10 protein-coding genes are annotated in these 12,443 nt (G+C 70.2%); all 10 read left to right on the top strand.

Annotated elements, in window-relative coordinates:
- Positions 1-20: 20 nt before the first annotated feature.
- The 10 genes from ACIA6C_RS22765 to ACIA6C_RS22720 all read left to right on the top strand — a co-directional run bounded on the left by ACIA6C_RS22765 (position 21) and on the right by ACIA6C_RS22720 (position 12,348).
- Positions 21-1,379: an NAD-dependent succinate-semialdehyde dehydrogenase gene (locus tag ACIA6C_RS22765; protein ID WP_399278377.1), complete on the top strand. Its 1,359-nt coding sequence runs from the start codon at positions 21-23 to the stop codon at positions 1,377-1,379.
- Positions 1,380-1,408: 29 nt separating this feature from the next.
- Positions 1,409-2,524, top strand: a complete 1,116-nt coding sequence (locus tag ACIA6C_RS22760; RefSeq protein ID WP_399278375.1) for a Zn-dependent alcohol dehydrogenase — start codon at positions 1,409-1,411, stop codon at positions 2,522-2,524.
- A gap of 17 nt (positions 2,525-2,541) precedes the next feature.
- Positions 2,542-3,798, top strand: a complete 1,257-nt coding sequence (locus ACIA6C_RS22755) for an aspartate aminotransferase family protein (protein WP_399278373.1) — start codon at positions 2,542-2,544, stop codon at positions 3,796-3,798.
- Between the two features lie 98 nt (positions 3,799-3,896).
- Entirely contained in the window at positions 3,897-5,453 is a 1,557-nt protein-coding gene (locus ACIA6C_RS22750; protein ID WP_399278371.1) for a long-chain fatty acid--CoA ligase, read from the top strand.
- Between the two features lie 143 nt (positions 5,454-5,596).
- Entirely contained in the window at positions 5,597-7,183 is a 1,587-nt protein-coding gene (locus tag ACIA6C_RS22745; RefSeq protein ID WP_399278369.1) for a class I adenylate-forming enzyme family protein, read from the top strand.
- Entirely contained in the window at positions 7,180-7,962 is a 783-nt protein-coding gene (locus tag ACIA6C_RS22740; RefSeq protein WP_399278367.1) for an SDR family oxidoreductase, read from the top strand. The genes ACIA6C_RS22745 and ACIA6C_RS22740 overlap by 4 nt, the downstream gene beginning before the upstream one ends.
- A gap of 29 nt (positions 7,963-7,991) precedes the next feature.
- A complete protein-coding gene (locus ACIA6C_RS22735) occupies positions 7,992-9,230 on the top strand; it encodes an acyl-CoA dehydrogenase family protein (RefSeq protein ID WP_399278365.1) in 1,239 nt (412 codons plus the stop codon).
- A complete protein-coding gene (locus ACIA6C_RS22730; protein ID WP_399278364.1) occupies positions 9,230-10,330 on the top strand; it encodes a phosphotransferase family protein in 1,101 nt (366 codons plus the stop codon). The genes ACIA6C_RS22735 and ACIA6C_RS22730 overlap by 1 nt, the downstream gene beginning before the upstream one ends.
- 96 nt (positions 10,331-10,426) lie before the next feature.
- Entirely contained in the window at positions 10,427-10,699 is a 273-nt protein-coding gene (locus ACIA6C_RS22725; protein WP_399278363.1) for a hypothetical protein, read from the top strand.
- Entirely contained in the window at positions 10,696-12,348 is a 1,653-nt protein-coding gene (locus ACIA6C_RS22720; protein WP_399278361.1) for a transporter, read from the top strand. Before ACIA6C_RS22725 ends, ACIA6C_RS22720 begins: the two co-directional genes overlap by 4 nt.
- Positions 12,349-12,443: the final 95 nt, after the last annotated feature.

Raw genomic sequence — 12,443 nt, 5'->3', positions numbered from 1 at the left:
ATGACGACGAAGGAGTCAGTATGGCGAAGCGGCACGTGTACGCGGTGGTGGACCCCGCCAGCGGCAAGCTGGTCAAGGAGTACCCCACCGCGACGGACGAGGTCGTCGAGGCGGCGCTCGACGCGGCGGCGAACGCCTACACGCACTGGTCGAGGCAGACCTCCGTGGAAGAGCGCGCCCAACTGTTGAACACCGTCGCCACCCTGCACAGCGAGCGCAGCGGGCACCTCGCCGGAATCATCCACCGGGAGATGGGCAAGCCGGTGGACGAGGCCGTCGCGGAGGTCGAGTTCAGCGCCTCGATCTACCGGTACTACGCCGAGAACGCGGAGAAGTTCCTCACCGACGAACCGATCGAGCTCCTGGAGGGAGAGGGCACCGCTTTCGTCCGTCGCCAGCCGGTCGGCGTGCTGCTGGGGATCATGCCCTGGAACTACCCGTACTACCAGGTGGCCCGATTCGCCGCACCCAACCTCGCGCTGGGCAACACCATCGTGCTCAAGCACGCGTCGCAGTGTCCGGAGTCGTCCGCGGCTCTCCACCAGCTGTTCACGGACGCGGGCTTCCCCCAGGGCTGTTACGTCAACGTCCACGCCACCGGGGAGCAGATCGGTCGCGCCATCGCGGACCCCCGCGTGCAGGGCGTCTCCTTCACCGGTTCGGAGCGGGCCGGCGCGGAGGTCGCCGCCCAGGCCGGGCGCAGCCTCAAGAAGGTGGTGCTCGAACTGGGCGGCTCGGACCCCTTCATCGTGCTGTCGACCGACGACCTCGACGCCACGGTCCAGGCAGCGGTCGAGACGCGGTTCGAGAACGCCGGGCAGGCGTGCAACGCCGGAAAGCGCTTCATCGTCGCCGAGGACCTCTACGACGCCTTCCTCGACAGGTTCACCGAGAAGGTGCTCACCCTGACCGGCGGGGTGGCGCCCCTGTCCTCGGTCGCCGCCGCCGAGTACGTCGAGGAACAGGTCAGGCGAGCCATCGATGAGGGGGCGACCTTCGTCTCCGCACGAAAGCGCGAAGGGGCGTACTTCCCGCCCGGCGTGCTGACGGGCGTCTCCCCGACGTCGCCGTCAGCCGCCGAGGAGCTCTTCGGTCCCGTCGCGACCGTCTACCGGGTCGGTTCCGAGGACGAGGCCGTCGAGCTGGCGAACGGAACCCCGTACGGGCTGGGTTCCTACGTGTTCACGACGGACGCCGAGCAGGCGCTGCGCGTCGCCGACCAGATCGACGCAGGGATGGTCTTCATCAACGGCGTCGGCCTCGAAGGCGCCGAACTGCCTTTCGGTGGGGTCAAGTTGTCCGGTTTCGGCCGCGAGCTGGGCCGGGCGGGAATCGACGAGTTCGCCAACAAGAAGCTCATCCGCACCGCTCGGACCTGATCGCCTCAGAACACGGAAGGAGACCTTTCATGACCATCGAATTCGACGCCGCCGTCTTCAGGACGCCGAACGAACCGCTGACCGTCGAGAGAGTGACGATCCCCTCGACGCCTCCGCCCGGCGAGGTGCTCGTGCGGCTCCAGGCGAGCGGGGTGTGCCACAGCGACCTCCACGTCCTCCTGGGCGAATGGGAGGTTCCCTCGCCGATGATCCTCGGCCATGAGGGGGCCGGGATCGTCGAGAGCGTCGGCGAAGGCGTCACGACGCTGAAGAAGGGCGACCACGTCGTGCTGTCCTGGACGCCTTCCTGTCTCCGCTGCCGCTACTGCATCAGTGGCAGGCCCGTCCTCTGCGACATGGTCAGCCAGCACTCGGCGAACCACCTCTCGTTCGACGGTCGGTCCCGGATCACGTCCGCCGACGGGGGCGACGTGCTCAGCTTCGCGGGCCTCGGAACGTTCGGCCAGTACACCCTCGTGCCCGAATCGGGCGCGATCGCCATCCGGGAAGACGCCCCGTTCCCGCAGTCGGCTCTGGTCGGATGCGCCGTCACGACCGGTGTGGGCGCGGCCGTCAACACCGCCGGCGTGCGTCCGAGCGACACCGTGCTGGTCCTCGGCTGCGGCGGCGTCGGCCTGAACGCGATCCAGGGTGCCCGGCTCGCCGGCGCCCGGAAGATCATCGCCGCGGACATCTCCGACGAGAAGCTGGAGCAGGCGCGTGTCTTCGGCGCGACCGACCTGATCAACAACGCCCGCGAGGATTTCGCGGGCCGGGTGTCCCAGCTCACCGACGGACGCGGTGTGGAGATCGCCATCGAGGCCATCGGACTGCCCCGCACCATCGAGTCGGCCTACGAGGTCCTGGCCCGGGGCGGCACGGCAGTGGTCGCCGGGCAGGTGGCGGACGGCGTGAGGATCTCCATCGATCCGTTCGTCATGTCCGATCAGGAACTGTCGCTCATCGGCTCGAACTACGGATCGAGCAAGCCGGCGTCCGACTTCCCGCTGCTGATCGACCACTACATGAACGACCGCATCGATCTGGACTCCCTGGTGACGAGCGTGATCGGTCTTCAGGACATCAACGAGGCGTTCGACCAGATGAAGCGCGGTATCGGTATCCGCTCGGTGATCACGTATTGAAAGGCAGGGGCGATCTCATGGCCCTGGAATCATCACGCTCGGCCTTCGAGCGAGCCCGCCGCAGTGTCGGCGGGGGTGTGGGGTCGGGCCTGCGCGCCGCGATGCCGCCCCATCCGCTCTTCGTGCGCGAGGCGCGGGGCGCACACGTCTGGGACCTGGACGGCGACCGGTACGTCGACTACGTGATGGCCTGGGGGCCGCTCGTCCTCGGTCACGGTGACCCGCGCGTGTTGTCCGCGGTGTCCGAGGTCGCGACGAAGATGCAGGTCGTCGGCACCGGCCACCCGCTCGAGTACCTTGCGGCGGAAGCGGTCCTCGAGGCCGTGCCGCACGGCGAGCGACTGCTGTGGAGCAACACGGGGACCGAGGCAGTGCAGGTGGCGTTGCGCCTCGCGCGCGCTGCCACCGGCCGGCGCCGCGTCCTGAAGTTCGCCAAGAGCTACCACGGCTGGCACGACACCGTGTACGCCGGGATGTCCGAGCACGACTGCGACCGCCCCGCCACCCCCGGTGGGGCGGGGCAGTCGGCCAGCGTGCTGGACGACCTGGTCGTGGCGCGCTTCAACGACGTACAGCTGGCCGAGCGCCTGCTGAGCGAGTCCGTCGAGCGCGACATCGCGGCCGTGCTCGTCGACCCGGTGATGAGCAACGCCGGCGTCGAAGCCCCCTCACCGCAGTTCCTGTCGACGCTGCGGGCCCTCTGCGACCGGCACGGCGTCGTCCTCGTCTTCGACGAGGTGATCGCCGGGTTCCGGATCGCCCGGGGCGGGGCGGCCGAGAAGTACGGCGTGCTGCCCGACCTGTCCGTCTTCGGAAAGGCGATGGCCGGCGGCTTCACCCAGAGCGCCGTCGTCGGCCGGGTCGATCTGATCGACCAGGTGACGTCCGGCGTCGTGCACGCCGGAACCTTCAACGCCAACCCGATCGCGCTGGGGGCCGTCGCGGCGACCATGCGTGTCCTGGCCGACCCCGCGGTCTACGAACAGCTCGAACGGACCTCGTCCGAGTTCGAAGCCCTCGTCGGCGCCGTTCTCGGTTCATCGCCCGACTTCGGCAGCTTCAACCGGGTCGGCTCGCTCCTCCAGTACGTCCCCGCCGGTGGCGCCACGGGGCTTCACGGAACCAGCGGGCTCTGGGCAGTGATCCTCGAAGGGATGCTGCGGCAGGGCTTCCTGTTCATGCCGTCCGGCAAGGTCTTCCTCAGCACGGCACACACCACCGCCGACGTCGAGGCGACGGCCGAGGCCCTCGACCGGCTCCTGCGGCAGTTGTGACGTCCGCGTCAAGCCGCGTGTAACCCCACCCGCCCCGAGCCAGGCCGCGTGTTCCGATCCCCCGCGGCCTGGCCCGGTCCACCTATCCGGAAGACACCATGCTGAACCTCTCGGCCCTGCTTGAGGACTCCGCCCGTACGCACCCGGACCGGGACGCGGTCGTCCTCGGCACGACGCGTCTCACCTACGCCCAGATCGACGCCGCCGCCAACCAGGTCGCCAACCTCCTGGTCGACCGCGGCATCTGGCCCGGCGACAAGGTCGCGCTCAGTTGCCCGAACGTGCCCTGGTTCCCGGTCGTCTACTACGGGATCCTCAAGGCCGGCGCCGTCGTCGTGCCGCTCAACGTCCTGCTCAAGGGCCGGGAGGTCGCCTACCACCTCGCCGACTCGGAGGCGAAGGCGTACTTCTGCTTCGAGGGCGGCGAGGGTCTGCCGATGGGTGCGGAGGGCCACGCAGGGTTCACCGGGACCCCGGGCTGCGAGCACTTCTTCCTCATCACCGCCGACCCTGCGGCGGAGAGCCCGATCGAGGGCGTCGAGACCTTGGGCACCGCGCTGCGGGGCACCGCGCCAACGTTCGACAGCATCGGGACCTCGGGGGATGACCCGGCTGTGCTGCTCTACACGAGCGGTACGACCGGACAGGCGAAGGGTGCCGAACTCAGCCACGCCAACCTGGTGCTCAACGCCCTCGCGTGCAATCGGCTGTTGGACAACCAGCCGGCCTCGGACACCCATCTGCTGGTGCTGCCACTGTTTCACTCCTTCGGGGCGACCGTGCAGATGAACGCCGGCTTCTCGACGGCGAGCACACTGGTGCTGCTGCCACGGTTCGACGCCCGGCAGACGGTATCCCTGATGCAGCAGGAGGACATCACCGTCTTCGCAGGCGTCCCCACCATGTGGTGGGGCCTGCTGCAGGCCCTCACCGACGACGTCGACGTCGAGCGCATCGCGAGGAACCTGCGCGTCGGCGTCTCCGGCGGCGCCGCGCTCCCCGCGGAACTCATCAAGCAGGTCAGGGAGCGACTGGGCGTCCAGGTCCTGGAGGGCTACGGCCTCTCCGAGACCTCGCCGGTGGTGACCTTCAGCGATCCGGCGCGGGAGCCCCGGCCCGGGTCGATCGGCGTGCCGATCTGGGGCGTCGAGGTCAAACTCGTCAACGCGGACTGGTCGGAGGTCGAGGACGACGGCTCAGGCACCGCCGTCGGGGAGATCGCGGTCAAGGGCCACAACGTGATGAAGGGCTACCACGGCCGCCCCGAGGCCACCGCCGAAGCCGTCAGGGACGGCTGGTTCCGTACCGGCGACCTGGCCCGCAGGGACCAGGACGGCTTCTACTACATCGTCGACCGGGCGAAGGACCTGATCATCCGCGGTGGCTTCAACGTGTACCCGCGCGAGATCGAGGAGGTCCTGATGACGCACCCGGCGGTCGGCCTGGCCGCGGTCGTCGGCGTGCCGCACGAGAGCCACGGCGAGGAGATCAAGGCGTTCGTCATCCTCGGCCAAGGCGCCGAGGCCCGTCCCGACGAGCTGATCGCCTGGGGCAAGGAGCAGATGGCCGCCTACAAGTACCCGCGCATCGTCGAGGTCGTGCAGACGCTGCCGATGACGTCCACCGGAAAGATCCTCAAGCGCGAACTCACGTGACCGGCGCGCCAAGCGCCCGACACGGATGGGAAGGACGGCAGATGACAGTGGATGACGGTCGGCGGTGGGACACGTCCCGCGACGGGTCCGGTAGGGGGACGGACGCGGCACCCAGTTCGCTCGTTTCCGCGTGGAAGGCACGCGTGGCGAAGAACCCGGAGGGCACCGCGCTCCGCTTCTTCGACGGTGCCCTGACCGCGCGGGAGGTGGACGCGGCGTCGGACGCCCTGGCCGTCGCGTTCGAGGCCCGCGGGACCGGCCGGGGCGACCGCGTCGGGGTGTACCTGCAGAACGTCCCGCAGTACGCGCTGGTGCTGCTGGCCCTGTGGAAGCTGGGGGCCACGGCACTGGGACTCAACCCGATGTACCGGCGCCAGGAACTCCGTCGGATCGTCGAGGACGCCGGGGCGGTCGGCATCGTCTGCGCGGACGAGGACGTCCACGAGACGCTGGGCACGCTGGCGGGGAGCACGGTGCGCTGGCTGATCAGCACCTCGGCGCTGGACTACCAGTCGAGGAACGATCCGCGGGTCTTCGCGTCGACGGAACGCCACGCCCCGGCGCCGGACGGCGATCTGGTGGCGTTGATAAGCGAGTTCGAGGGCTGCGGCCCCTCGCCCGTGGAGCCGACCCGTGACGACGTCGCGTTCCTGACGTACACCTCGGGAACGACGGGGCCGCCGAAGGGTGCCATGAACACCCACGGCAACGTCCTGAGCGTGGTGGCGACCTGCGCGTCGTGGATGAGGGTGGGCGACGGGGACGTCGTCTTCGCCATGGCCCCGCTGTTCCACATCACCGGCGCGGTGGTGAACGCGACGATCTCCCTGCTCACCGACACCACGCTCGTCCTGGCGGGCCGTTTCCACCCCGAGGTCGCCCTGGAGACCTTCGCCGAGCAGGGGGTGACCTACACGATCGGCTCCATCACCGCGTACAACGCGATCTTCCAGCTGCCGCAGGCCGGACCGGAGCACTTCGCGTCGGTGAAGGCCCTGTACTCCGGGGGCGCGCCGATCCCGCCGGCGACCGTCGTACGGTTCCGGGAGCGGTTCGGCGTCTACCTCCACAACGGCTACGGGATGACCGAGACGACGTCCGCCGTCATCGCCGTACCGCCGGGGGACAGAGCGCCGGTGCATACGCCGAGCGGGACCTTGTCCATTGGCAAGCCCCTGCCGCACCTCACCGCGCGCGTCGTGGACTTGCACGGTGACCCGGTGCCGAGCGGTGAGCAGGGCGAGCTGGAGCTGAGCGGGCCGCAGATCGTTCCTGGGTACTGGGGTAAGCCCGAGGCCACTCGTCACACGATGCCGGAGGGCCGGCTGCGTACCGGTGACGTCGCCGTCATCGACGAGGAGGGCTGGGTGTACCTGGTGGACCGGCTCAAGGACCAGATCAACGTGTCCGGGTACAAGGTCTGGCCGCGCGAGGTCGAGGACGCCCTGTACGAGCACCCCTCGGTCCTCGAAGCCGCGGTCGTCGGCCGGCCGGACGCCTACCGGGGCGAGACCGTCGTCGCCTACGTCTCGCTCAAGACGGGCCTGCACGCCACGGCGGAAGAGCTGATCGCCTTCTCCCGCGACCGGTTGGCCGCCTACAAATGCCCCCGCACGATCCACTTCGTCGCCGACCTGCCCAAGACCCAGAGCGGCAAGATCCGCCGCGCCGAACTCCGCAGGACAGGCGCTACCGAGCCGTCCGCCCCTTCGGAAGGACTGATCCGTTGAACCAGAACAGCAGCGGCCAGGGCCGTTTCGCGGGCCGCACCGCCGTCGTGACCGGAGCAAGCCGGGGCATCGGTCTCGCCGTCGCGGAACGGCTCGTCGCCGAAGGGGCACGGGTCTGTCTCACCGCGCGCAAGGCCGGACCGCTCGAAGAGGCCGCCGCTGCTCTTCCCCCGGGCAGCGTCGTCACCGTCGCCGGCAGGGCGGACGACCCCGGGCACCGCCGCGAGGTCTTCGACACCGTCGCACGCGAGTTCGGGGGTCTCGACGTCCTGGTGAACAACGCGGGCATCAACCCGGCGTACGGTCCCGTCGTCGGCCTGGAACTCGACGTCGCCCGCAAGGTCCTCGAGGTCAACGTCCTGGCCACCCTCGCCTGGGTGCAGGACGCGGTGGCCCACCCGAGGCTCGGATTCACCGAACGCCGCGGCACCGTCGTGAACCTCTCCTCGGTGACCGGCGACACCCCGTCACCCGGCATCGGGCTCTACGGGGTGAGCAAGGCGGCGGTGTCCCACCTGACCAGGACCCTGGCCCTCGAGCTCGGCCCGGAGATCCGCGTCAACGCGGTGGCCCCCGCCGTGGTGAAGACCCGGTTCGCCGAAGCCCTGTACGAGGGCAGGGAGACCGAGGTGGCCGCGGACTACCCCCTGCGGCGACTGGGCGAGCCTTCGGACATCGCCTCCGCCGTGGCGTACCTGGCCTCCGAGGACTCCTCCTGGGTCACCGGCCACGTCCTCACCGTCGACGGCGGCCTCACGGTCGCCGGCGGCACCGCGTAACGACCGAGCCCACCCGACAAAGGACAGCCATGACTTACCCTCACCTTCCGCCGGAGACCGCGGAACTGCGGGAGCGCACCCGCCGGTTCATCCGCGAGGTCGTCATCGACGCCGAGCCCGCACCGGGTGGACGTCTCGACCAGGCCACCCGCGACCGGCTGCAGACGGCGGCGAAGGAGGCCGGCGTCTTCGCGCCGCTCGTGCCGAAGGAGTACGGCGGGCAGGGCCTGCCCATCGAGCACTGGTCACCGATCCTCCAGGAGGCCGGCTACTCGCCGATCGGTCCCGGCGCCCTCAACTGCATGGCCCCCGACGAGGGGAACATGCACATGCTCAACCTGATCGCGACCGAGCAGCAGAAGGAGCGGTATCTCGCGCCGCTGGCCGCGGGAGACGTCCGGTCGTGCTTCGGCATGACCGAGCCCCACCCCGGAGCCGGCTCCGACCCCGCGGCGCTGCGGACCACGGCCGTGCGCACCCACGGCGGCTGGATCATCGACGGCCACAAGCGGTTCACCAGCGGGGCCGTGGGCGCCGGGTTCTGCATCGTGATGGCGCGGACACCGGCCGTCGACGGCTCCCCCGAGGGCGCCACCATGTTCCTGGTCGACATGACCAACCCCGGCATCCGAGTCGGCGAGGCGATCCACACCGTCGACCGTTCCATCGACGGCGGCCACCCGCACCTGTACATCGAGGACTGCTTCGTCCCCGATGACGCCGTGCTCGGCGAGGTCGGACTCGGCTTCCGCTACGCCCAGGTCCGGCTCGGGCCCGCGCGTCTCACGCACTGCATGCGGTGGCTGGGGCTGGCGCGCAGGGCGCACGACACCGCCCTTGACCGGGCCGCGAAAAGGGAGCTGTTCGGCGGCCCGATCGACACGCTCGGCCTGGCCCAGCACCTGATCGCCGAGTCCGTCATCGACATCGAGACCTCCGACGCCGTCATCACCAAGACCGCTGCGCTGCTGCACACCGACCCGAAGGCAGGCTCGGCGCTGTCGTCGGTCGCGAAGGTGCACTGCTCGGAGGCGATCTTCCGGGTGATCGACCGCGCCATCCAGATCTGCGGCGGCGACGGCGTCTCCGACGGGCTCCCGCTGGCGCAGTACCTCAACGAGGTCCGACCGTTCCGCATCTACGACGGCTCGAACGAGACCCACCGCTGGGCCATCGCCCGCCGGGCCTCCGCCGCCCGCGGCGCCGCCGTCCGGGCCGGCGAGCCGTACCGGGGCGACGCCGTCGTCGGCCGGGACGGGGGCGCGTGATGCACACCGTCCCCGACGGCACTGAGGTCGTTGCGAGTGGGGAGGAGGCCCGCCCCCTCGACAGCCCTCCGCTACTGGTCCTCGACGCGGTCACCGGCTTCCTCGACGCCCACGGCATCGGCAGCGGCCCGCTCGCCTGGCAGCGCATCGGCGACGGCCAGTCCAACGTCACCTATCTGATCGAGCGCGGTGGCGAGTCCGTCGTCCTGCGCCGCGGCCCGCGCCCGCCGCTGCCGAAGTCGACGCACGACATGGTGCGCGAGGCCCGTATCCAGAAGATCCTCCACGGGCACGGGGTTCCGGTGCCCGAGATCATCGCCGTCTGCGAGGACGAAGCCGTCCTGGGCGTACCGTTCTACCTCATGTCCCGGGTCGACGGGACGGTCGTCACCGACACGGTCCCGGCCCACCTCTCCCCCGTCGCAGAGCGCCGCGCCACCAGCGAGGCGGTCGTCGACACCCTCGTCGCCCTGCACGGCATCGACGTGAGCCGGGGGGAACTCGCCTCCCTGGGCCTGCCCGAGGGGTACCTCCGGCGCCAGGTGGAGCGGTTCCGCGGCCTGTGGGAGGTCAACACCACCCGCAGCCTGCCGACGGTGGACCACATCGGGGACTGGCTCGCCCGCAACCTGCCGACGAGCCAGGCCGCCTCGGTGGTGCACGGCGACTACCGCATGGGCAACCTCATGTTCGCCCCCCGGGCCCCGGCCAGGGTCCTCGCGATCCTGGACTGGGAGATGGCCACGCTCGGCGACCCGCTCGCGGACCTGGGGTACCTCACCGCCACCTGGTCCGAGGCAGGCAGCCCTCCCACACCGCTCGAACTCACCAAGGTGACCCGGTCTCCCGGCTACCTCACCCAGCGCCAGCTGGCAGAGCGCTACCAACGCCGTACAGGCCTCGATCTGACCCCGCTCCCCTGGTACCAGACCCTCGCCCTGTGGAAGGCAGCGATCTTCTGCGAGGCCATCTACACCCGCTGGCAGCGGGGTGAGCGCCCGAACGACACGGCCTTCGGACCGTCGCTCGAAACAGGTGTCCCACGGCTCCTGGAGCGGGCCGGGCGATACGCCGGCCTGACGGTGACCAGCCGCCTCTGACACCCAACGCCGCGCGGTACGAGGCTCTTCATCGGCCTCACCGCGGCCGGGCCGCCTCGCGCCGTGTCTGCTTCCTTTTCTTCAGAGAGAGGTCCCGTGCCCTCCGCTTCCTCCCGGCATCCTTCCCGTGACACACGGGTGCTGGTCACCGTCAACGCGCTGCCGCTCGCCGTCGGCGTCCTGCTGTCCTGTTCCACGACCCTCGGAGAGATCTCCGTGTACGGACGTCTCACCCTCGGCATCGCGTGGGCGCTCACGCAGCTCGCCGTCCTCATCGGCGGGGCCTGGTGGTACGAGAACCGGGCCGCGTCCTCCTTCGAACCGGCCTCGGGGACGCCCGCCGCTCGTTCGGCCGGGGGCGCGTGGTGACGACGCAGCTCCTGAGCGTCGGCTCGCCCGACCTCATCGGCACCGACGCGAGGGGAGCGGTCATCAGCTCCTTCCTCGTCTTCATCGGCCTCTGCCTCCTGTGGGTCTTCACGCTCGCCACGCAGGACGACGACCCGGAACTCCTCTACGTCGCCGGCCGATCCCTCCCGCCCGTCTTCAACGGCGTCGCGATGGCGGGGGAACAGATCACGGTCGTCCTTCTGGTCTCGCTGCCGGGAGCCATCGCCCTCTTCGGCTACGACGGAGTATCGACCGCCGTCGACAGTGCCCTCGCACTCGGCGTCTTCCTGCTCCTCGCCTCCAGGATCCGCGCGACCCGCCGCTACACCTTGGGCGAGCTGTTCTCCCTGCGTGCCGAGGGGCCGGGAACACGGATCGCCGGTGCGGTGGTGACACTGTGCATCGCCGTACCCCTGCTCATGGTTCAACTGCGGGCCGGCGGCATCACCGCCGCTCTTCTGATCGGCATGCCGACCGAGCGGGCCCAGGTGGTGTGCACGGTGCTGATGGGGTTCCTGATCACGTGCTTCGCAGGAGTGGCCGATCTGCGCGGCACCAGTTTCGTCCAGGCCGTCAAGGTGCCCGTAGTCCTGGCGACGCTCGCCGCGATGTCCCTGCTGGCGCTCCGCCTGTTCGACTGGAGCCCTGGATCTCTCCTGGCGGCCGCCATGGACAAGAGCATGTCGCCGGACGAGTACCTCAGTCCCGGCCTGTGGACGCACACCGCCGGCTTCGGGACGCTCGGTACGCTCAGTGACCACATCGTCGTCATCCTGGGCACCGCGATGATGCCCCACCTGCTCCTGCGCGTCAGCGCCAGCCGGGACGTACCCGCCGCTCGGCGCTCACTGAGCGTCGCCGTAGGGCTGACCGGCCTCTTCTACCTGCTCCTGATCACGACCGGCTTCGCCGCGGCCGCAGTAGTGGGCGGCGGACGGATCGGGGCGGTCGACGCGAAGGGACAGGGAGCCCCGATCTTCCTGGCATCGGCGGTCCTTCCCCAGCACTCCACCGGCCGGAGCGTGCTCATCACCCTCGTGGCCTGTGTCGCCTTCCTCGCCGTCCTCACGGCCGTGGCGAGCGTGACCTTCGCCGCCGCCGTCTCCGTGACCCGCGACCTGGTGGGGCGGAGGGGCCGTACCAGGATCGGGATCGGAGAGCCGACAGTCCTGCGGCTGTCCGTCGTGGCGCTCTGCGCCGTGAGCCTTCTCCTCACCACCGCCGTACACCGCTACCCCATCGAGTTCCTCCTCGCCTTCTCGCTGAGCCTCGCGGCCTCGTGCGTGTTCCCCGCGCTCGTCTACTCCTTCCTTTGGAGCGGCTTCGACCGCCGGGGGCTGCTGTGGCTCGTCTACGGAGGGCTGTCCGTGTGCACCCTCCTGACCCTCGCCTCCCCCGCCGTGTCCGGGACGAGATACGCGCTGCTACCGGAGCAGGACTTCAATCTGTTCCCGCTCCACACCCCCGGGCTGGTCTCCGTCCCGGCGGCTTTCCTCCTCGGATGGCTCGGCAGCGCGCGTCCCGGGGAGCGGACCGCACCGCACCGTCGTTCGGCGTGGGGACCGACTCCTGACCGTGGCGCCCCCGGGGCGCGCGTCGGCTCCGACAAGAACGTCGTGAGCGGATAGCTCCTCCGTGCCCGCGAGCAGCCTGTGCATCGTGCACCGGGCCGGGGCGGAGCAGGTGCCCGCTGTCGTTCTCGCCGGCGGTCCCGACTGGCGAC

Source organism: Streptomyces sp. NPDC051578 (assembly GCF_044454045.1).
Lineage (GTDB): Bacteria > Actinomycetota > Actinomycetes > Streptomycetales > Streptomycetaceae > Streptomyces.
Note: the sequence above shows the minus strand (reverse complement) of the source record. Positions and strands in the feature narration are given on the sequence as shown.

Bases quoted from the DNA above. Each gene is read 5' to 3' on its own strand.
- ACIA6C_RS22735 (WP_399278365.1), top strand. From the start codon at position 7,992: ATGACTTACCCTCACCTTCCGCCGGAGACCGCGGAACTGCGGGAGCGC.
- ACIA6C_RS22765 (WP_399278377.1), top strand. From the start codon at position 21: ATGGCGAAGCGGCACGTGTACGCGGTGGTGGACCCCGCCAGCGGCAAG.
- ACIA6C_RS22760 (WP_399278375.1), top strand. From the start codon at position 1,409: ATGACCATCGAATTCGACGCCGCCGTCTTCAGGACGCCGAACGAACCG.
- ACIA6C_RS22755 (WP_399278373.1), top strand. From the start codon at position 2,542: ATGGCCCTGGAATCATCACGCTCGGCCTTCGAGCGAGCCCGCCGCAGT.
- ACIA6C_RS22730 (WP_399278364.1), top strand. From the start codon at position 9,230: ATGCACACCGTCCCCGACGGCACTGAGGTCGTTGCGAGTGGGGAGGAG.
- ACIA6C_RS22750 (WP_399278371.1), top strand. From the start codon at position 3,897: ATGCTGAACCTCTCGGCCCTGCTTGAGGACTCCGCCCGTACGCACCCG.